The organism is Caballeronia sp. J97 (genome assembly GCF_905220305.1).
In the GTDB taxonomy this organism is placed as follows: Bacteria; Pseudomonadota; Gammaproteobacteria; order Burkholderiales; family Burkholderiaceae; genus Caballeronia.
In genome coordinates, this window is record NZ_CAJMZL010000039.1 from 22351 (window position 1) to 42970 (window position 20620).

The window sequence follows — 20620 nt, forward strand, 5'->3', positions numbered from 1 at the left end:
TCGTCATGAACTATTTGCACGCGCGCATTTGGTTCGCCGGCGGCAAAAACTCGTCCGTGTAGTATTTCTTGGGGTCCTGCCCCGCGGGAAGCAGCTTGACCTGCGCCAGCAGATCCTGCGTTCTGGTCCACGACGCATCCTCGGCCTTGCCCAGGCTTTTCGCGCCGCCGCTGCAGAACAACGGCGTGATCGCGGCCAGTTCGGCGGCGGCGAGCTTCTCATTGACGTTGGGGAACACCGTCTTGAGATCCTTCACCGCCTTCGCGGGGTTGTCGATCGCGAAGCTCCAGCCCTTCAGGCTCGCCGCGACGAATTTCTTGACGACATCCGGATTGTTCTTCAGATATTCGTCGGTCGCGAAGATCGACGTGCTGACCGTCGGCACGCCATAGTCCGCGAAGCGAAAGTTCACGAGCTCGGCGCCCTGAGCTTCCAGTTGAAGCTGGTAGGAATCCATCGAGCCGAGGATGGCGTCGACCTGGCCCTGCAAAAGCGCGGGCACCATGCTCGCCACCGGCATGTTGATCAGCGTGACGTCCGACTCCTTGAGGCCGTTTGCCTGAAGGAACAGCGGCAGCATCGTCGTTTGCGACGAGCCGGAAGGCACGCCTACCTTGCGCCCGACCAGATCCTTGATCGACTTGATGCCCGACTTCTTCAGCGCCGAAACCTCGTTCGGGTTGGACTGGTAGATCGTGGCGATCACGCGCATCGGCGCGCCCTTGGCGATGAGCTGGCTCACGGCGACGGCATCGGCATAAGCGAGCTGCGCGCGCCCGTTCGCGACGAGCTGCGCGGTGTTGCCGGAGCCGTTGCCTTCGGTGACTTTCACGTCGAGGCCGGCCTGCTTGTAGAAACCTTCCGCGACCGCCGCCGCGAAGCCCGCGTTCGGACCGCCGGCAGTCCAGTTCAGTTGGAACGGAACCTCGGTATCGGCGACGGCCGTTCCGCAGAGACCCGCCGCGAGCGCGAGAGTCAGCGTAGCCGAAGCCAGTTTGCGGATGGTCGTATGCATATTGCGCGCTCCCTTTGTATTTGGATCGAGTGAATCCGTTTCTAGTAGGAAATGGGCGAGACCCCGAAGCGTGGGCATCGGGAACTCAGTTGAATTTCGCTCGTTGCCAGGGCGTCATCGCCCATTCGGCGAACTCGACGACGTAGTTGATCGCAATGCCGATCAGCGTCAGAACCGCGAGGACGGCGAACGTCAGCTCGACGTCCATCGTGCTCGTGCCTTTGAGCAGCACATAGCCGAGGCCCTTGTTCGAGCCGACGAATTCGGCCACGATCGCCGCAGTCGAAGCGATGGTGGCGGAGGTCTTGATGCCGGAGAAAATGACCGGCAACGCGGCGGGAAGGCGAAGGAAGCGGAACGTCTGCCATGACGATGCGCCCATGGATTTCGTCAGATACAGCAGACGGGTATCGAGAATCTGGAATCCGCTGATACTCGCCAGCAACAGCGGAAAGAAGGTCATCAGCACGGTCAGGAGCACCTTCGACTCCATGCCGAATCCGAGCCACACGAGGAACAGCGGCGCGACCGCGATTTTCGGCACCAGTTGCATGAACATGAGCGGCGGATAGACGATCTGCTTCGCCACGCGCGAGAGCGCGATCGCCAGCCCCAGCGGGATCGCCGTCACGACCGTCAGGCCGAAGCCCAGCAGGATTTCGGTGAGCGTGATCAGCGAGTTGGCCCAGATATCCCGCCAGTCGGTGACGATGCGCCCGAAAACGCCACCCGGACTCGGCACAAGGTAAGGCGGAATCTTGAAGACGGGAATCGCCACGGCCCACAGCAGGATGAGCACCACGAAAGTCGAAGGCGGCAGGCACAGCCAGCCGATTCGCCGCGCTCGCCGGAGGGCCAGGGAAGGCGGATGCGCTGCCGGGGCAGGCGCGGATGCGTGAGCCATGAGAACGCTCCTTGGGGAGTCGGTACGGTCTGATGATCTGTCGGATGCGGCGTGTCGCCTTCAGGATCGAGGCTGCGCCCTTAGATTGAATGTCGTTCAATCTTGCCGGGGTGACCATTGGGACAAACCAAGGGGTTATTGTTCAGATGATTTGGAAATCGCACGCGGATATCGCTTTACAGTCGATCGACTGTTTTCCCGCAAAACAGTCGATAAGCTGTAAAATCGATTTACAGCTTCAAGCCTGTAGGAGCACGCGGTGGACTATTCCCTGAAAACACTGAGCCAGTTGCGGCCGATCCTGCTCGGCTTCCGCAAGGCGGCCGGCCTGACACAAGCGGGCGTCGCCGCGCGTCTCGGTGTCACACAGCAGACTTATGCACAACTCGAAGCCAATCCCGCGGCCGTGAGCGTCGAGCGCCTGTTCAAGGTCCTGCGCGCGCTCGATGTGGAACTCGCGCTCAGCCGGACCGCAACCTCACGTCCGGCGAAAGCAGACGAAGCCGCCCTGGCCGGCCCGCCGCGCGTCGCCGCGAAAGCAACGCCCGCGCGGTCCCGGCCCGCGCGCAAGCGCGCCGCGGCGGCGAACGCGAAGAAGCGGGAGAACTGGTGATCATGGCGCGCCGCACGCAAACCGGACGGCTCGACCTGTGGATGAACGGCCTGCCGGTCGGACACTGGGAAACGGGCATCGCGGGCGAACGCCTCGTCTATCGCGATGACTGGATCGCCGATCCGCAGGGCCGCCCGCTATCGCTCTCGCTGCCGTTCACGCCGGGCAATCAGCCGTGGCGCGGGCAGGTCGTCACGGATTTCTTCGACAACCTCCTGCCCGACAGCGAGCCGATCCGCCGCCGCATCGCCACGCGCTTTCGCACCGGCGGCACCACGCCGTTCCAGTTGCTCGCCCAGCTAGGCCGCGACTGCGTCGGCGCTCTTCAGATGCTGCCGCCCGGCGAAGCGCCGGTCGATCTCGAAACCATCTCGGGCCGCGCGCTCAGCGAAGCGCAGATCGCGCGCCTGTTGCGCGAGACGACATCCGCGCCGCAGCTCGGTCAGCACGAACCCGTCGACGACCTGCGGCTGTCCATCGCCGGCGCGCAGGAAAAGACCGCGCTGCTGCGTCGCGGCAAGCGCTGGCTTCTGCCCGAAGGCAGCACGCCGACCACGCATATCTTCAAGCTGCCGCTCGGTCTCGTCGGCAACATGCGCGCCGACATGCGCACGTCGGTCGAGAACGAGTGGCTCTGCTCGAAGATCGTCGCCGCGTATGGCCTGCCTATCGCGCGATGCGAAATGGAACGGTTCGACGATCAGAAGGTGCTCGTCGTCGAGCGCTTCGATCGCCGCCTGTCGAGCGACAAGTCGTGGATCCTGCGTCTGCCGCAGGAAGACATGTGCCAGGCCACCGGCACGCCCGCGCTGCTCAAATACGAATCGGACGGCGGCCCGGGCATCGAACGGATCATGGATGTGCTCGCCGGATCGACCCGCGCCGGGCAGGACCGTCGCCGATTCTTCCTGACGCAAATGGTCTTCTGGGTGCTCGCCGCGACCGACGGCCACGCGAAGAACTTCAGCATCGCGCATCTGGCCGGCAACCAGTACGAATCGACGCCGCTCTACGACGTGCTGTCGGCGCATCCGGTCATCGGCACGGGGCCCAACCAGTTCGCCGCGCAACGCGTGCGGCTCGCGATGGCCGTTCGCGGCAAGAACGTCCACTATCTGATCGGCGAAATCCAGCGGCGGCACTGGGTCGCGCAAGGACGGCGCGTCGGGCTCGCCGCCGCCGACGCCGAGACGATGATCGATGAACTCGGCGCGCGCACACCCGAAGTGATCGACGAAGTGGCCGCGCGCCTGCCCGGCGGCTTCCCGATGGACGTGGCCGATGCGATCTTCGACGGCATGCGCCGGCTCGCCCGCAAGCTCACATCTGGAAGCGTTCGCGCGTAGTCACATAGTCGCTCGCGCCGAAGCGGCCGACGGGAAAATAGTGCTGCAGGCGCACGCGCCATGTATCGAGATCGATCAGATCGTCGCGCGCGTGAAGCGTCAGCACCTTGCCGATGAAGATATGCCGGCTCGCCGTCTCGAGGGTCTCCCACAACGCGCATTCGAACGCGACGGGCGCCTCGGCGATGCGCGGCGGCTTCACGCGCGTCGAGGCGAGCGCGGTGAATCCCACTTCGTCGAGCTCGCTCACGTCGGCGGCGAAGCGCTCGCCGCAGCGATGCATTTGCTGCGCGATGGCTTCATCGGCGAGATGCACGACGAACTCCTTTTCCCGCGGAATATTCAACGCCGTGTCCTTCAACGTGCCGTCGGCCAGCCGGTTGATGCTGATCATCACGATGGGCGGCTCTTCGCCGAGCATGTTGAACATCGAGAACGGCGCGGCGTTCACGGTGCCGTCCGCGCCGAGCGTCGTCACGAGCGCGATCGGACGCGGCACGATGAGGCTCGCCATCAGCTTGTAGCGCTGGTACTCGGTGATCGTTCCGAAGTCGATTTCCATGTCACTCCAATGCGGTTCGTTGCGCGGGATCGATGCCGAGCAGATGCGCGAGCCCTTTCGCGCCCGGCATGCGCGATGTCTCGATGCGCGCCTCCAGCTCGCACAGATGCGCGTTCATGTGCGCGACCGCGCCTTGCGCATCGCGTGCTTCGAGACAGTCGAGGATGGCGGTGTGCTCGTCGTGCTCGCAGGGCGCGTTGCCCACCGGCTCATACACGCCGACGATCAGCGAGCAGCGCGACACCAGTTCGGTCAGATACTGTTCGAGGATCGCATTGCCCGCGAGCGCGGCGATGCGCAGATGAAACGCGCTCGCGAGCCGCGCCCACGACGGCTGATCGAAGCGATGCATCGCCTCGTGCTCTTGCTCCAGCTGTTCGCGCAACGTGGCGATATCGGCGGCGCTCGCTCGCCGCGCGGCGAGTTCGACGAGCGCGCGTTCGACCGCCCGCCGCGCTTCGAAAATGGCGCGCGTCTCCTCGCGCGTCGGCTGCGCGATGACCGCGCCCTTGTTCGGACGCAGCACGACGATGCCGTCGTAGGCGAGCTTTTCCAGCGCGCGCCGCACGATCGCGCGCCCCACGCCGAACAACGCGCATAACTCGGGCTCGGGCAGCTTCGTGCCCGGCGCGAGCCTGCGGTTCAGCACGCCTTCGAAGATCGACCGATAGATGCGCGCGTCCGCGCTCTCCGCTTCGCGCTTCATGCGACATGCGCCGCCAGCGGCACGGCGTGCTCGACATGCGCCGCGATCGCGCCGGGCGTCGTGAGCCAGATGTCCTCGCGCGCCGCCGCGATATGCGCGAGCGCACGCCGCAAATGCCGCAACCGATACGGCTGCCCGACGATATACGGATGCAGCGCGATGCCCATCACCAGCGCCTGCTGCGCGCGCGCGCGTTGCGTCTGTTCGAGCATCTCGTCGAACTGATCGACGATCATGTCCGCGAAATCGCGCATGTCCATCTGGCGCGTCATGATCATCGGCAGGTCGTTGAGTTCCTGCGGATACGGGATCGACCAGAGCGGACCGCCGCGCGTGTTCATGCGCACGGGCCGGTCGTCGTGACACCAGTTGAGCGTGTAGCGATAGCCCGTCTCCGCCAGCAGGTCCGGCGTGCGGTGCGATTCGGAGATCCACGGCGAGAGCCATCCCGCGGGCGTCGCGCCGGAGCATTCGATCATGCGCGCGCGGCAATGCGCGAGCAGCGCGCGTTCGCCGGCTTCGTCGAGATCGCCCTGACGCCGCGCGTTCGTGTGGCCGTGCGCGATGAGTTCATCCCCGCGCGCGGCGCAGGCTTCGACCAGTTCGGGGCAGTGATCGTACAGCGACGTGTTGATGAGCGTGCCCGCGGGCATGTCGAGCGCATCGAACAGTTCGATGCAGCGCCACGCGCCCACGCGATTGCCGTACTCGCGCCAGCTGTAGTTGAGCACGTCGGGGTGCGGCGACACCGGCCCGAGCGACGCGCCCAGTCCCTCGCCGAACGCGAAGTGTTCGAGATTGAAGCCGAGATAGACCGCGAGGCCTGCGCCGTTGGGCCAGCGATACCCATCGCCATCGTGTATCGGGCGATAGGCGAAGCGCCCATGCGTCTTCAACGGATCGAAGTCGTTCATTGTCGAGTGTGGATGAACCGGTTTGGTTAGGTCATGCCCCAATGCGGACCCAGTCCGCACATCGATCGCACACGCCGGGTGCTTGCACGCGCATACGATCGGGGTCCGCGATCGTGTGCAATATGCGCGCCAATTCGTCGACGCGTCCTGTCGGCGCGTGCCCGGGCCATCGTGACGGCCTGCTCGAATCGCGAGCGCGAACGCGAATGGCATATGTCTTGCAATGACTGGCCCGCTCCATTCATCCGCGTCTACACACAGGACACGCCTTCATGGTTCATCCGGCATCCACGGTCGTTCACGCGAGCTTGGCCGATATCGAGCTCGTGCACGTTTCGAAGCGCTATGGCGATGCACTCGCCGTCGACGCCATCGACCTGCGCATTCCCGGCGGCGCGTATTGCTGTCTGCTCGGGCCATCGGGATGCGGCAAGACTTCGACGCTGCGCATGATCGCGGGTCACGAGTGGGTCTCCGAAGGCGACGTGCTGATCGGCGGGCGCAATGTCACGCGCGAGCAGCCCGTGGCGCGCGGCACCGCGATGGTGTTCCAGAGCTATGCGCTCTTTCCGCATCTCTCGGCGCTCGATAACGTCGCATTCAGCCTCAAGGTGCGCGGCGTCGCGAAGGATGCGCGCAGAAAGCGCGCGGGCGAGCTACTCGAACTCGTCGCGATGTCGGCCTATGCGGAGCGCAAGCCGGCGCAACTATCCGGCGGCCAGCAGCAACGCGTGGCGCTCGCGCGCGCGTTGCTCAACGAACCGCGCTGCCTCCTGCTCGACGAACCGCTCTCCGCGCTCGATCCGTTCCTGCGCGTGCAGATGCGCGCCGAGCTCAAGCGCTGGCAGAAGGAGCTCGGCATCACCTTCGTGCACGTCACGCACTCTCAGGAGGAAGCGATGGCGCTCGCGGATCTCGTCGTCGTGATGAGTGACGGGCATATCGAGCAGAGCGGCACGCCGCACGAGGTGTTCAACCGGCCGCGCACGGAATTCGTCGCGCGCTTTCTCGGCGGTCACAACGTGCTCGGCTCGAACGGACGGCTTTTCACGGTGCGCGCGGATCATCTGCGCATCGCGCCGCACGGCGTCGCGCCCGGATCGAGCGCGGGCGAAAGCGGCCTCACGCGCATCGGCGGACTCGCCTGCACGGTGCGCGAAGCCGAATACCAAGGCACGCATCTGCGCATGACGCTCGATCCGCTCGACGGCTCGCCCGAACTCGTCTGCGTGATCAGCGACGCCGACTACGATCCGCTGCGCACCGGCGCCGGCACGCGCGTGACGGCGTGGTGGGACGAGCAGAACGCGCATCCCCTTGCCGCGTGAACGCAGGCATACAACTTCAAATTCGAGGAGAGTCCCATGAACGACGATCGATGCAACGCAGGCGAAGAAGACACGACGAGCAAGGGCATCACGCGACGCACGTTCATCAAGGGCGCGGTGGCGGCCGCGGGCATCGCCGGATTTCCATATGTGCATGCGCAGGAGAAGATCACGCTGCGCTATCTGGGCACCGCGGTGAACCAGAGCGCGGAGATCGCAAAGAAGTTCAAGGAAGACACGGGCATCGAGATTCAGTACATTCCCGTCACGACGGATGACGTCACCAAGCGCATCATCACGCAGCCGAATTCGTTCGATATCGTCGACACCGAATACTTTTCGCTCAAGAAGCTGATTCCGGCCGGCACGCTCGCGGGCATGGACACGAAGCGCATCAAGCTCGCCGACAAGATCACGCCCGTGCTCACCAAAGGCGAGGTGAACGGCAAGAAGATCGGCGATCAGGGCACCGCGCCGAAGAAGGTGATGTTCCTCAAGGGCGCGCGCTCGACCGAATTCAGCGCGACGCCCACCGAATGGATGACGCTGATCCCCACGACGTATAACGCCGACACGCTCGGCATCCGCCCCGATCTCATCTCGCGCCCCGTCACGACGTGGGCCGACCTGCTCAATCCGCAGTTCAAGGGCAAGGCCGCGCTCCTGAACATTCCGGCGATCGGCATCATGGATGCGGCGATGGCGATCGAAGCGATGGGCCAGGTCAAGTACGGCGACAAGGGCAACATGACGAAGGCCGAGATCGACCAGACGATCAAGGTCCTGATCGAGGCGAAGCGCGCGGGACAATTCCGCGCATTCTGGCGCGACTTCAACGAGAGCGTGAACCTGATGGCTTCGGGCGAAGTCGTGATCCAGTCGATGTGGTCGCCCGCCGTCACCAAGGTCCGGACGATGGGCATCGCGTGCAAGTTCCAGCCGCTGAAGGAAGGCTATCGCTCCTGGGCGTCTGGCTTCGGCTTTCCGCGCTCGTTGCAGGGAAAGAAGCTCGACGCGGCGTATGAATTCGTCAACTGGTTTCAGGACGGCTGGGCCGGCGCGTATCTGATGCGTCAGGGCTACTATCCGGGCGTCACGGAGACGGCGAAGACCCATATGGAAGCGTACGAATGGGACTACTGGATGGAAGGCAAAGCCGCCGCCAAGGACATCCACGCACCCGACGGACAGTTGCTCGAAAAAGCCGGCAGCGTGCGCGACGGCGGCTCGTACACGCAGCGCATGGGCGCGATCGCGTGCTGGAATGCGGTGATGGACGAGAACATCTACATGGTCCAGAAGTGGAACGAGTTCATCGCCGCATGACGAGGAAAGCATAACGATGGCCTCTGTCGAATATCTCCAGCAGACGCAGGCAGCGTCGGTGCGCCACCGCCGCGTGAGCGCGTGGCTGCAGGCGACGCCGCTCACGCTCACCTTCGTGCTGTTCTTCATCGTGCCGCTCGTGATCACGCTGATCGTGAGCTTCTGGGACTTCAACGAATATCAGATCATCCCGGCGTTCACGCTGAAGAACTATGCGGCGATCTTCGACGGCTGCGGCTCTTTCACCGATGTCTGCGTGACCTTCAAGACGTACTGGTCGACGCTGAAGTTCTGCGCGATCGTCTGGGCCGTGACGCTCGTGCTCGGCTTCACGATCGCGTACTTCCTCGCCTTCCACGTGCGCACGACGGCGATGCAGACCGTGCTCTTCCTCGTCTGCACGATTCCGTTCTGGACCTCGAACGTGATCCGCATGATCTCGTGGATTCCGCTTCTCGGCCGCAACGGACTCGTGAATCAGGCGCTGATGTCGGCGCATCTCGTCGAGCGTCCCGTCGAATGGCTGCTGTATTCGAACTTCTCGGTGGCGCTCGCGTTCGTGCATCTCTATACGTTCTTCATGATCGTGCCGATCTTCAACGCGATGATGCGCATCGACCGGTCCCTGCTCGAAGCCGCGCGCGACGGCGGCGCGAGCGGCTGGCAGGTCATCCGCGACGTGGTGCTGCCGCTCTCGAAGACGGGCATCGTGATCGGCTCGATCTTTGTCGTGACGATCGTGATGGGCGATTTCCTGACCGTCGGCGTGATGGGCGGCCAGCAGATCGCATCGGTCGGCAAGATCATTCAGGTGCAGACGGGCTATCTGCAGTTCCCCGCGGCGGCGGCCAACGCGATCATCCTGCTCGCCGTCGTGCTGATGATCGTGTGGGCGCTCACGCGCGTCGTCGATATCAGAAAGGAGCTGTGACATGGCGGGCGCAATCACGCATCGCGAGCATCGGCCGGCGAGCTTCTACTGGCTCGCGCTCGTCTTCGGGCTCTTCGTGCTGTTCCTGTACGGCCCGGTCATCACGATCTTCATCCTGTCGTTCCAGGGTCCGGAAGGCGGCCTCACGTTTCCGATGCGCGGCGTCTCGCTGCACTGGTTCGCGGCGCTGCGCGACGGCGTCGGCGATATCGACATCTGGGCCGCGTTCGGCCGCTCGGTGAAGCTCGCGCTCGCGGTGACCGTGCTGACCGTGCTCTTTTCCGTGATGGCCGGTCTCGCCTTCCGGCGGCGTTTTCGCGGCGACACGGCCGTGTTCTATGTGTCGGTGGCGAGTCTCATCATGCCGTCGATCATCGTGTCGCTCGGCATCGGCCTGACCTTTCGCCTGCTCGACACACTCATCAAATATCTGGCGAACGAATGGGGCTTTCAGGCTTTCGCGGATAGCTGGAGCACGTCGATGGGCCTCTATACGTCCGCGCTCGGCGCGCATCTCACATGGACGCTGCCGTTCGGCCTGCTCGTGATGTTCGCCGTGTTCAACCGCTTCAACCCGGCGTATGAAGAGGCCGCGCGCGATCTCGGTGCGTCGCCGTGGCAGTCGTTCAGGCATGTGGTGCTGCCGATCATCGGGCCTTCGGTGATCGGCGTCGGCATGTTCGGCTTCACGCTGTCGTGGGATGAAATCGCCCGCACGTCGCAGGCGATCGGCGACGGCAACACGTTGCCGCTCGAATTGCAGGGCCTGACGACATCGGTCACCACGCCCGTGATCTACGCGCTCGGCACCATGACCACGCTGATGTCGCTCGCGGTGATGATCGGCGGATTGCTGATCGTGCGCTCGATATCGAAGCGGAGAAAGAAGCTGCGCTGAACGCGCTCAGGTCAGTTCGAGCACGCGCTCGCCGGCGAGGAACGCATGCACGAGCTGATGCGCCTGTGCCTTGTGCGCGGCCTGCCACGACGGCGCGAGCATGTCCGTGTCGAACATTCGCGAGATCGTGTACGCGTTCGACTTGTGGAAGTACGCGAGGCTCACGAGCGTGACATACAGATGCAGCGGATCGATTCCCTTGCGCAACGCGCCCATCGCTTCGCCGCGCCGGATGAGCGTGCGCAGCTTGTCCAGCACCGGCGAGGACATCGCCTGAATGACTTTCGAACGCTTCAGAAAACGCGCGCGATTCAGGTTTTCCCACGACAGCAGCACAGCAATTCCGGATGCGCCGCGAAGTGGCCTTCCGTGAAGTCGTAGAGCTGCAGGATGCCGGCGGCGGGATCGACCGTGCGCACATCGAGCGCGACCGCGAGTTCCGCTTCGCGCAGCCGGGCGAGCACATGCTCCAGCACTTCGACATAGAGCGCTTCCTTGCCGCCGAAGTAGTGATAGATCATGCGGATATTCACCTTCGCGCGGCTCGCGATCGTCTCGACGCGCGCGCCGCTGAAGCCCTTGTCGGCGAACTCCCTGATCGCGATCCTGAAGATGCGCTCGCGCGTCTTCGCGGCGAGTTGCTGGCGGCGCGTGGGCTCGTCCCGGGTGGCTCTGGCGGATGCGGCGGTGCGTGGCATGAATTCGGTCGATGAGTTGAATGCGGCGCGACGAACCACGATGGTACTCCGTCGCGCCGGCGCCGTTAGCGTTTGAACGGCTGCGTGAGCGCGGGCGGCGCGGTCTGCCGGCCGATCAGGCCCGCCACCGCCACGAGCGCGAGCAGATACGGCAGCATGATGAGCAGCGCCGTGGGCACGTGCAGGCCGAACATCGGCAACTGGAACTGCATGGCGGTAGCCGCGCCGAACAGCAGGCACGCGAGCGCCGTGCGGCCGATCCTCCAGTTGCCGAAGATGATCGCCGCGATCGCGAGATAGCCCGTGCCGTTCGTCATGCCTTCGGTGAACGTGTGAATGTCGCCGATGGAGATGAAGCATCCCGCCGCCGCCGACATCGCGCCGGAAAACACGACCGCGCCATAACGGATGCGCGCGACCGGCAAGCCGGATTGATCGACCGCGCGCGGCGCGACGCCCGTCGCATGAATCGCGATGCCGAGCGCCGTGCGGCGCATGACGATGGACGTTGCAAGCAGCACGGCGAGGCCCGCATAGAGCAGCCACACCTGCCCGAAGACCGGCTCGCCGACCAGCGGCAGGATCCCGAGCACCGGCGGCGACCAGTGCGCGAGTCCCGGGATCACGGCGCTCGACCGTTCGCCGAAGACCGCGCGATAGGCGAGCGTCGTGCCGCCGAGCGCGAGAATGTTGATGCCGATGCCCGTCACGATCTGGTTCGCGCGCAGCGTGACGCTGAGGAACGCCTGCAGCAGCGCGAGCGGAATCACGCCGAGCATCCCGCACAGAAGGCCGATCGACGGCTGCCCGGTCAGCCACGAGAACGTCGCGCCGAGAAACGCGCCGGTCAGCATCATCCCTTCGACGCTCATGTTGAGCACGCCCGCGCGCTCGCTGACGAGTTCGCCCGTGGCGGCGAGCATCATCGGCGCGGAAAGGCGAATGGACGCGCCCGCGAATACTGCGAGAAGTTCGAGGTTCATCGGCGTGCGTCTCCGTTGTCGAGCCAGAGCGCGCCGCCCGCGAGCGCGACCGTGACGATGCCCTGCACGATCAGCACGAGCGCCGAGGGCACCTGCGCGACCATTTCCATGTTGATGCCGCCCGAGCGCAGAAAGCCGAACAGCAGCGCGGCCGCGAACACGCCCGTGACCGAGCCGCGCGCGAGCAGGCCGACGACGAGGCCGTCGAATCCATAGCCCGACGAAAAGCCCGCCTTGAGCGAATACTGATCGCCTTGCAGCATCAACGCGCCGGCGAGTCCGCTGAACGCGCCCGCGAGCGCCAGCGCGCCGACGAGCGACGACGTGATCGGCAAGCCCGCGCGTTTCGCCGCGACGGCATTGAGCCCCGCCGCGCGCAACGCGAGACCGAAGCGCGTGCGCGTGAGCAGGATCGCGGATGCGATGGCGAGCGCGATAGTCACCGGCAAGCCGATGTTCAGGTTCATGCCGCTCGCGGCGAAGATCGCGGGGAGCTTGGTCGGATCGGGGATTTCGAGCGATTCGGGCAACGTGGCGGCGTTGCTCATCGGCTGACGCAGCAGCGCTTCGCTCTGCACGCACCAGTACAGGAGCCACACCGCGATGAAAGACAGCAGCAGCGTGCTGATCACTTCGTTGGTGCCGGCCTTCGCCTTCAGCACGCCGGGCACGCCGCCCCATATCGCGCCCGCGAGCGCGGCGCACAGCATCGGCACGATGAACGACAAGCCGAACGGAAGCGACGCGCAACCGCCGTAGAGGCTCATCGCCGTCGCGACGATGCCGCCGATCGCGAGTTGCCCTTCTCCGCCGACATTGGTCAGCCTCGCGCGATCCGCGATGACGAAGCCCGTGCCGACGAGCGCGAACGCGAGGCTGCGATTGACCGATGCGCCGATCGCGTAGGGCGAGCCCCATGCGCCGTCGGCGAAGGCGGCGAGCGCTTCGGCGATCGAGACATGCATCATCGCGATCAGCGCGAGCGCGGCGAGCATCGCGAACGCGACGGCGGCGGCGATCACGCCCGCCGCGCGCAATTGCGGCACGCGCGCGCGCCAGCTTTGCGCGCCGTGCGCCGCGCCGATCGTGCCCTGCAGTTTCATATGCGGATTCATGCTGTCTCTCCCGCGCCCGCCATCCACGCGCCGATGCGTCCGCGATGAGCGGCATCGGGCGTGCAGGTGCCCATGATGCGTCCGCGATACAGCACGACGATGCGATCGGCGACGCTCATCAGCTCGTCGAGTTCGGAGGAAATCAGAAGCACGCCGACGCCGCGATCGCGCGCCGCGCGGATGTGCGAATACACGGCGGCGACCGCGCCGACGTCGAGGCCGCGCGTCGGTTGCGCGGCGAGCAGGAACAGCAATGGATCGAGTGTCAGTTCGCGCGCGAGCACGGCCTTCTGCTGATTGCCGCCGGACAAACCGCCGAAACGCGCATCGGGGCCGCTCGCCCGCACGTCGAAGCGCTGCATCAGGTCGAGCGCGTCGGTGCGCATCGCGCGACGTTTCAGGAAGCCGGCGCGCGTATAGCGGTCGAGGTGATTGATCAGCAGGTTGTCGGCGAGACTCATGCCGGTGACGCAGCCGACGGCGTGACGATCCTCCGGCACGATGCCCACGCCCGCCTGCGTCAGCTCGCGCGGGCTCGCGTTCGTCATGTCCCGGCCCGCGATGAAGAAGCGCCCCGCCGATGCGTCCAGCATGCCCGCGAGCACCGCGCCCAGTTCGCTCTGACCATTGCCCTCCACGCCCGCGATGCCGACGATCTCGCCGCGATTCACGACGAGCGTGCAGTCCTGCAGACGCGTGACGCCCTGCGCGTCGCGCGCGCTGAGTCCGTCGACCTGAAGCACTTCGTCGTGCAGCGGACGCGAGTACGGCGACGCGCCTTTCACGAGCGACAGCCGCCCGGCCAGATCGTCGGGAGTGTCGTCGCCGTCGCGATGGATCATCGCGTGCACGAGCCTGTCGATCTCGGCCGCGGGCGATGCCGAGCGCGCCACCACGCGCCCGGATTGCAGCACGGTCGCGTGCGTGGCGATGCGGCTGATCTCCTTCAGCTTGTGCGTGACCAGCACCACCGCGCAGCCGCGCGCCGCGACGCGTTCGCATGTATCGAGCAAGGCGTCGATCTCCGCCGGCAGCAGCACGGCGGTCGGTTCGTCGAGCAACAGAAGACGCGGCTCGCGCATCAGGCACTTCACGATCTCCACGCGCTGCCGTTCGCCGACCGACAGATCCGCCACTTTCGCATCGAGCGGCAGTTCGAGACCGACGCTCGCGAGCACGTCGCGCACGCGCTGCGCCTCGCCCCGGCGATCGAGCCAGCCGCGCGCCTGCCCGAGCAGCAGGTTGTCGAGCACGCTGGCATCGTCGACGAGACTGAAATGCTGATGCACCATCGCGATGCCATGCGCGAGCGCCTCGCGCGGATTGCGCGGCCGGTACGGCGCGCCGTTCACGCGCATCGCGCCCGCATCCGGCTGATGCACGCCGAAGATCACGTTGCACAGCGTCGACTTGCCCGCGCCGTTCTCGCCCAGCAGACAATGCACGTCGCCGGGCATCAGGTCGAGCGAGACGCCTTCGAGCGCGGTGAACGTGCCGAAGCGCTTGCCGATGTCGTTGAGCGAGAGAATCGGCGCGGCGTCGGGCGATGGAGAAGGCAGCGCGCTCATCCTTCGGATACCTTGATTTTTCCGCTCAGGATGTCGTCCTCGATCTGCTTGAGCTTCGCGTCCATCGCAGGCGTCGACTTGCAGACGACCATGCCGGATGCCTTCGGTCCCATCGCGAGGCCGAACGCTTTGTAACCCGGCTGCCATTGCCCTTTCTCCAGTTGCTCGATCGCGTACTGCGCCTGATAGCCGACGCCGGTGATGCTGTACGCGATATACAGCGGATCGCTGCCGCACCGGTCCGTATAGCTGCCGATGATGTGCGTGTTCTTTTCCTTCGCGGCCTGTTCTAGCCCGCGCAAGCCGAGGTTGAGAATGTGATAGTGAACGTCGGCGCCCTGCGCGATCGCGGCGGCGGTCGCTTCGCGCGACTTCGCGACATTGTCGAAATCGCCGGTATAGCTTTCGAAGTACTTGATCTTCGGATTGACGTAGCGTGCGCCGTTGCCGAACTCCTTGCCCGCGTTGACGATCGACGGAATTTCCATGCCGCCGACATAGCTCACCGCGCCGTTCTTCGACAGCATCGCGGCCGCCGCGCCCGCGACGAACGCGATCTCGGCCTGCTTCACGTCATAGCCCGCGACGTTCGGCGGCATGTTCTCGCCCTTGTTGCCGCCGACGACGGCGAACTTCACGTTCGGAAAACGCTTCGCGATCTTGAGCACCGCCGCCTGCGTCTGTCCGCCGACACCGATCACGAGCTGGTTCTTCGTCGCGAGATTGGTGAGCGCCTGCTCCATGTCCGCGTAGTTGATGTTCTCGATGATCTGCGTCTTGAGCTTCGGCCCGAACTCCTTCTGGGCCGCGACGACGCCGTCGTAACCCGACTCCATCCAGCCCTTGTCGGTCTTCGAGCCGGGGATCAGCACGCCGACGCGCATCGCGTCATCGGCTGCGTGCGCATACGAGAGAAAGAACGCGGGCACGGCGAGCGCGACGACGCCCGACATCACCACGACGCGGGACACGAGACGGCGGCGCAGTTTTTCGCGCGAGGCTTGTTGCGGGCTGTGCATCACTGGCACTCCTTTTGCGTTGACTTTCGGTAAGTAGGTTATTCATGACTGAAATGCACATTGCAACTTCGATGCCAATGTGCGTTCGCCACGGTGAAGAACCGCTTGCCCGTGACGCGCGGACGGCCCGCGATTCACGTCGTCGCGCGCTGCGTTCGCAGCACTCGATTCGTCACCGATCCAACGCTTCGGAGAACCCGATGGACCACGCCTCGAACCCAAGCCCGGCAACGACCGGCGGCCCGCTCGGCGCATTCGCGCAGACGCGCTGGCACGCCACCGAAACGCTCGTCGACATGGCGGTGCAAGCGCCCGCGCCACGCATCGCGATGCTCGATTCCGAGCCGCAGAAAGTGCGCTTCGACATCGCGAGATCGGCGCTCGTCATCGTCGACATGCAGAACGACTTCTGCACCAAGGGCGGGTGGGTGGACCATATCGGGGGCGATTACGGTGCGGACCGCGCGCCGATTGCACCATTGCAGCGCCTCTTGCCGATCGCGCGACGCAACGGCATGCCGGTCGTCTGGGTGAACTGGGGAAACCGCCCCGACCTCGCGAACATGCCGCCCAACCAGTTGCATCTGTACAAGCCGAAGGGCACCGGCATCGGCCTCGGCGAAGCATTGCCGGAACATGGCGCGCGCGTGCTGGAGAAGGACTCGTGGGCGGCGGCGGTCGTCGATGAACTGAAGATCGAGCCGCAGGATATCCGCGTGGACAAGTACCGCATCAGCGGCTTCTGGGACACGCCGCTCGACAGCATCCTGCGCAACCTCGGCGCGCGCACGCTGTTCTTCGCGGGCGTGAACACCGATCAGTGCGTGATGCACACGCTCACGGACGCCAACTTTCTCGGCTATGGCTGCGTGATGCTGACCGACTGCTGCGCGACCTCGTCGCCGGCGTTCTGCACGGAGGCGAGCATCTGGAACGTGAAGAAGTGCTATGGCTTCGTCGCGGATTCGCTGCAACTCGCCGAAGCGTTGACCGGAGCCGCCGAATGAGCGCCTTCGTTCCGGGTCCGCGCCTCCGCGCAGACGCGACGGCGAGCGGAGCGCTCGATGGCCTGCGCTTCGCCGTGAAGGATCTGATCGACGTGGCCGGCGTCACGACGGGCGGCGGCAATCCCGACTGGCTCGCGACGCACGCGAGCGCCGAACGCCATGCGCCCTGCGTCGCGAAGCTGCTCGCTGCCGGTGCGCGTGTCGACGGCAAGACCATCACCGACGAACTCGCGTACAGCCTCGAAGGCGTGAACGTCCACTACGGCACGCCGCTGAATCCGCGCTGGCCGCATGCGTTGCCGGGCGGATCGTCGAGCGGATCGGCATCGGCGGTGGCGAGCGGCGAGGTGGATTTCGCGCTCGGCACCGACACCGGCGGCTCGGTGCGCGTGCCCGCCGCGTTTTGCGGCCTGTGGGGCATCCGCCCGACCCACGACGACGCCGCGCTCGAAGGCGTGCTGCGTTTCGCGCCGTGCTTCGATACAGTCGGCTGGTTCGCCCGCTCGGGCGAGATGCTCGCGCGCGTCGCCGGTGTATTGCTCGACGATGTGCCCGCTGTCGACGTGCCCGCATCGCTCGTGTCGTTCAAGGAGGCATTCGATGCGCGCGCCGCGAGCGAGCCGCACGATGCGCAGCGTTTGCGCGCACTGTCGCCGGCGCGGCATGAAACGGAGATCTTCGCGGGCGAGCAGGCTGCGTGGCTGCAGGTGTATCAGCAGTTGCAGGACGACGATATTCGCGCGTCGCTCGGCGCATGGATCGATGCGGCCACGCCGCGCTTCGGCGAAGACATCGCGGCGCGTTTCACGCGCATGAAATCGCTCGACGACGCTGAAGTCAGGCGATGCCGCGAGCTGCGCAAGACGCTCGCCGCGCGCATCGACGGCATCGTGAACGGCGCGCTCGTCGTGCTGCCGACGACGCCGCGCGCGTTGTTGAGCAAGGACGCATCGCCGGAATGCATCGGCGCGTTCTATCACGATGCGCTGACGATGAACAGCGTCGCCGCGTTCGCAGGCTTGCCGCAGGTCACCGTGCCTGTCGCGAGCGAACCCGCGGGGCCGCTCGCGCTTTCGTTCATCGGTCCGCGCAACAGCGACCGCGCCTTGATCGAATGTGCGCGCCAACTCTTTCCTTACCTATCGTGAGCGTGAACCTCATGCCTTCTTCCACCGACGACGCGCTCGATGCGTACGCCGACAGCGCGCTCGCGCTGCATTTTCCCGCGCTTTCCGGCGAGGCCGCCGCACGCGTGAAAGCACAGTTCGCCCGCATCGCGCAGCTCGCCGCGCCGGTGCTCGCCTACGGCGTCTACGCCGACGACGAACCCGCGCCGGTGTATCGCCCATGACAGTCCAACAACGTTTCGCGGATGGCGCGCTCGCCATCGCCCGCGCCTATGCCGACGGCGCCTTCAGCGCGCGCGAGCTGATCGAAGCGACGCTCGCGCGCATCGACCGGTTCGATGCGCACGTCAATGCCTTCACGACGATCACGCGCGAACGCGCGCTCGCCGAAGCGGATGCGCTCGATGCGCGACGCGCGCGCGGCGACGCATTGCCGCCGCTCGCGGGCGTGCCGTTCGCCGCGAAGAATCTGTTCGACATCGAGGGTCTCGCGACGATCGCGGGTTCGCGCGTGCTGGCCGATGCGCCGCCCGCCGCGAACGATGCCGCGCTCGTGAAGCGCCTCGCCGATCAGGGCGCGATAGTCGTCGGCGCGCTCAACATGGATGAGTTCGCCTACGGCTTCACGACCGAGAATCATCATGCGGGTCCGTGCCGCAACCCACACGATCTCGCGCGCTCGGCGGGCGGATCGTCGGGCGGCAGCGCCGCGGCGGTCGCGGCGGGCTTCGTGCCCGTCACGCTCGGCACCGACACGAACGGCTCCGTGCGCGTGCCGGCCTCGCTGTGCGGCGTGTTCGGCGTCAAGCCGACATATGGACGTCTGTCGCGACACGGCACCTATCCGTTCGTCGCGAGCCTGGATCACATGGGCGCGTTCGCGCGCAATGTCGACGATCTCGTCGCGGTCTACGACGCCCTGCAGTTCGCCGATCCGCGCGATCCGGCCTGCGCGCAGCGCATGTTCGAATCCGCGACGGCGCGGCATGGCGCATTGCGTGTCGCGCGTCTGGGCGGCTACTTCGACGAGCACGCGAACGACGAAGCGCGCGACGCATCGCACGCAGCGGCCGACGCGCTCGGCGCGACGCGGACGGTCGAATATCCCGACGCCGCGGCGGCGCGCGGCGCGGCGTTTCTCATCACGGCGGCCGAAGGCGGCCAGTTGCATATGGAAAGTTTGCGCACGCGTTATGACGAGCGCGAGCCCTTGTCGCGCGATCGTCTGATCGCGGGCGCGCTGCTGCCAGCCGCGTGGGTCGTGCAGGCGCAGCGCGTGCGCGCGGCGTTGCGGCGGCGCGTGCTCGCGTTGTTCGAACACTACGATGTGCTGATCGCGCCGGCGACGCCGATGGTCGCGCCGCATATCGGCGACGAGTTCATGGAGATCGACGGCGAGCGGCTGGCGGTGCGGCCCAATCTCGGCTTGCTGACACAGCCGGTGTCCTGTCTCGGCTTGCCGGTCGTCGCCGCGCCGATGCGCACGAGAAGCGGCTTGCCGATTGCCGTGCAGCTCATCGCGCCGCCGTGGCGCGAGGATCTGGCGTTCGAAGCGGCGCGCCGGCTCGAAGCGGCAGAGGTCGCGCATTGCCCGCCGCCGCCATCGTTCGATGCAGCGGCGATGTCGCAAGGAGCGCACGCATGATCGAGATCAATCGTCCGGATGTGCTCGCTGAAGTCGAAGCGGCCTTCGATGCCTACGAGCAGGCGCTCGTCAGCAATGACGTCGCCCGACTCGATACGCTCTTCCACGATGCGCCGCAGACGCTGCGTTATGGCGTGACGGAAAACCTCTACGGCTACGAGGCGATCCGCGCATTTCGCGCCGCGCGTCCCGGCAAAGGACTCGCGCGCACGGTGACGGCGCGCGTCGTGACGACGTATGGCGACGCGTTCGCCGTGACCAATATCGAGTTCCGGCGCGAAGGCGAGCCGCGCATCGGCAGGCAGAGTCAGACGTGGGTGAAGATGCCCGAGGGCTGGCGCGTCGTGAGTGCGCATGTGAGCTTGATGGATGGGTAGGGTCAGCCGTCAATCTCGATACGCAATGAGTCGAACTCGATTGCGATCTCCGCGCCGACTGTCGAATAAAGATAGACGGTGTGAATTGCTCGCCTTGTGTCGTGCGCCGATTTCGCGAGAAGAGTTTGCGCTTGCTGAAACGCTTCGCTATCGGGCTCGACGACTTCTATAGAGTTCACGATGTTCAGCACGCCACCCGGCTCGATCCCGAGCCGCGTGACGCCGCCAAACGTAAGCGTCGCAGTGACGCGCTCGTAATCGAACAGACCGAGGACAAGCGTGTCCGGAAGTCTGGGGTCGATCACGCCACGGAATGATCGCTTCCAGATACCAATCATGGAAATGGCCATGCGCAGATAGCTCGTTGGAAATCTCGTTCATGTGCCGCTCGTCAGGTCGCAGGGCCAACTTCGACGAACCGCATTTGCTCGAATTCGACGAGCACTACCCCCATTCAGGAAACGCCATGTCACCTCCTATCTCGACAGGACTGCTCATCCTATCGGCAGGCGAACTGGCTTTCGTGAGCGTGTCTCGA

At 65.5% G+C, this 20620-nt stretch carries 21 protein-coding genes and 1 pseudogene; 11 read left to right on the plus strand and 11 right to left on the minus strand.

The window, feature by feature from the left end; genetic code table 11:
• Positions 1–10 precede the first annotated feature (10 nt).
• Together U4Y90_RS31810 and U4Y90_RS31815 are read right to left on the minus strand one after the other, a co-directional pair.
• Positions 11–1015, minus strand: a complete 1005-nt coding sequence (locus U4Y90_RS31810) for an ABC transporter substrate-binding protein (protein ID WP_321800687.1) — start codon at positions 1013–1015, stop codon at positions 11–13.
• A gap of 85 nt (positions 1016–1100) precedes the next feature.
• Positions 1101–1919, minus strand: coding sequence for an ABC transporter permease (locus U4Y90_RS31815; protein WP_321800688.1), 819 nt, complete (start codon positions 1917–1919; stop codon positions 1101–1103).
• Between the two features lie 259 nt (positions 1920–2178).
• Between U4Y90_RS31815 and U4Y90_RS31820 the strand changes: the two genes are divergently transcribed.
• A complete protein-coding gene (locus U4Y90_RS31820; RefSeq protein ID WP_321800690.1) occupies positions 2179–2532 on the plus strand; it encodes a helix-turn-helix transcriptional regulator in 354 nt (117 codons plus the stop codon).
• The gene (locus U4Y90_RS31825; RefSeq protein WP_321800732.1) at positions 2532–3878 is read left to right on the plus strand and encodes a type II toxin-antitoxin system HipA family toxin; all 1347 of its coding nucleotides are present in this window, start codon (positions 2532–2534) and stop codon (positions 3876–3878) included. Before U4Y90_RS31820 ends, U4Y90_RS31825 begins: the two co-directional genes overlap by 1 nt.
• Here the strand turns inward: U4Y90_RS31825 and U4Y90_RS31830 are convergent.
• From U4Y90_RS31830 to U4Y90_RS31840, 3 genes are read right to left on the minus strand one after another with little or no spacing between them, the layout of a single operon-like run.
• Positions 3853–4440, minus strand: a complete 588-nt coding sequence (locus U4Y90_RS31830) for a flavin reductase family protein (RefSeq protein ID WP_321800691.1) — start codon at positions 4438–4440, stop codon at positions 3853–3855. The genes U4Y90_RS31825 and U4Y90_RS31830 overlap by 26 nt on opposite strands.
• A 1-nt stretch (position 4441) precedes the next feature.
• Entirely contained in the window at positions 4442–5146 is a 705-nt protein-coding gene (locus U4Y90_RS31835) for a GntR family transcriptional regulator (protein WP_321800693.1), read from the minus strand.
• Positions 5143–6060 carry a polysaccharide deacetylase family protein gene (locus U4Y90_RS31840; RefSeq protein WP_321800695.1) on the minus strand — a complete coding sequence of 306 codons (918 nt, stop codon included), beginning with the start codon at positions 6058–6060 and terminating at the stop codon, positions 5143–5145. The genes U4Y90_RS31835 and U4Y90_RS31840 overlap by 4 nt, the downstream gene beginning before the upstream one ends.
• Positions 6061–6332: 272 nt before the next feature.
• Here U4Y90_RS31840 and U4Y90_RS31845 point away from each other — a divergent pair, with 272 nt between their 5' ends.
• Genes U4Y90_RS31845 through U4Y90_RS31860 form a run of 4 tightly spaced genes read left to right on the plus strand, consistent with a single transcriptional unit; the run spans position 6333 to position 10543 of the window.
• Positions 6333–7388: an ABC transporter ATP-binding protein gene (locus U4Y90_RS31845; RefSeq protein ID WP_321800696.1), complete on the plus strand. Its 1056-nt coding sequence runs from the start codon at positions 6333–6335 to the stop codon at positions 7386–7388.
• Positions 7389–7424: 36 nt separating this feature from the next.
• Positions 7425–8714, plus strand: a complete 1290-nt coding sequence (locus tag U4Y90_RS31850) for an ABC transporter substrate-binding protein (RefSeq protein WP_321800697.1) — start codon at positions 7425–7427, stop codon at positions 8712–8714.
• 16 nt (positions 8715–8730) lie between these two features.
• On the plus strand, positions 8731–9645 hold the full coding sequence (locus U4Y90_RS31855; RefSeq protein ID WP_321800698.1) for an ABC transporter permease: 915 nt from the start codon (positions 8731–8733) through the stop codon (positions 9643–9645).
• Position 9646: 1 nt separating this feature from the next.
• Complete coding sequence (locus U4Y90_RS31860; protein ID WP_321800699.1) at positions 9647–10543, plus strand: ABC transporter permease; 897 nt, start codon at positions 9647–9649, stop codon at positions 10541–10543.
• Positions 10544–10549: 6 nt separating this feature from the next.
• Here the strand turns inward: U4Y90_RS31860 and U4Y90_RS31865 are convergent.
• The 5 genes and pseudogenes from U4Y90_RS31865 to U4Y90_RS31885 form a co-directional block, all read right to left on the minus strand.
• Positions 10550–11241, minus strand: a pseudogene (locus U4Y90_RS31865) (TetR family transcriptional regulator).
• 65 nt (positions 11242–11306) lie between these two features.
• On the minus strand, positions 11307–12224 hold the full coding sequence (locus tag U4Y90_RS31870) for an ABC transporter permease (protein ID WP_321800701.1): 918 nt from the start codon (positions 12222–12224) through the stop codon (positions 11307–11309).
• Positions 12221–13339, minus strand: a complete 1119-nt coding sequence (locus U4Y90_RS31875) for an ABC transporter permease (RefSeq protein ID WP_321800703.1) — start codon at positions 13337–13339, stop codon at positions 12221–12223. The genes U4Y90_RS31870 and U4Y90_RS31875 overlap by 4 nt, the downstream gene beginning before the upstream one ends.
• Positions 13336–14907: an ABC transporter ATP-binding protein gene (locus tag U4Y90_RS31880; RefSeq protein ID WP_321800704.1), complete on the minus strand. Its 1572-nt coding sequence runs from the start codon at positions 14905–14907 to the stop codon at positions 13336–13338. The genes U4Y90_RS31875 and U4Y90_RS31880 overlap by 4 nt, the downstream gene beginning before the upstream one ends.
• Positions 14904–15929, minus strand: coding sequence for a BMP family protein (locus U4Y90_RS31885; RefSeq protein ID WP_321800705.1), 1026 nt, complete (start codon positions 15927–15929; stop codon positions 14904–14906). Before U4Y90_RS31885 ends, U4Y90_RS31880 begins: the two co-directional genes overlap by 4 nt.
• A 197-nt stretch (positions 15930–16126) precedes the next feature.
• Here U4Y90_RS31885 and U4Y90_RS31890 point away from each other — a divergent pair, with 197 nt between their 5' ends.
• The 5 genes from U4Y90_RS31890 to hpxZ are packed head-to-tail and all read left to right on the plus strand — an operon-like array spanning position 16127 to position 20082.
• Positions 16127–16933 (plus strand): cysteine hydrolase, encoded by an 807-nt coding sequence (locus U4Y90_RS31890; RefSeq protein ID WP_321800706.1) that lies wholly within the window; start codon positions 16127–16129, stop codon positions 16931–16933.
• A complete protein-coding gene (locus tag U4Y90_RS31895) occupies positions 16930–18081 on the plus strand; it encodes an amidase (RefSeq protein WP_321800707.1) in 1152 nt (383 codons plus the stop codon). The genes U4Y90_RS31890 and U4Y90_RS31895 overlap by 4 nt, the downstream gene beginning before the upstream one ends.
• An 11-nt stretch (positions 18082–18092) precedes the next feature.
• Positions 18093–18284: an AtzG-like protein gene (locus tag U4Y90_RS31900; RefSeq protein ID WP_321800709.1), complete on the plus strand. Its 192-nt coding sequence runs from the start codon at positions 18093–18095 to the stop codon at positions 18282–18284.
• A complete protein-coding gene (locus U4Y90_RS31905) occupies positions 18281–19705 on the plus strand; it encodes an AtzE family amidohydrolase (RefSeq protein WP_321800710.1) in 1425 nt (474 codons plus the stop codon). Before U4Y90_RS31900 ends, U4Y90_RS31905 begins: the two co-directional genes overlap by 4 nt.
• Positions 19702–20082 (plus strand): oxalurate catabolism protein HpxZ, encoded by a 381-nt coding sequence (hpxZ, locus tag U4Y90_RS31910; protein WP_321800711.1) that lies wholly within the window; start codon positions 19702–19704, stop codon positions 20080–20082. Before U4Y90_RS31905 ends, hpxZ begins: the two co-directional genes overlap by 4 nt.
• A gap of 2 nt (positions 20083–20084) precedes the next feature.
• Here hpxZ and U4Y90_RS31915 read toward each other — a convergent pair whose 3' ends face one another.
• Complete coding sequence (locus U4Y90_RS31915; protein WP_321800712.1) at positions 20085–20432, minus strand: hypothetical protein; 348 nt, start codon at positions 20430–20432, stop codon at positions 20085–20087.
• Positions 20433–20620 lie beyond the last annotated feature (188 nt).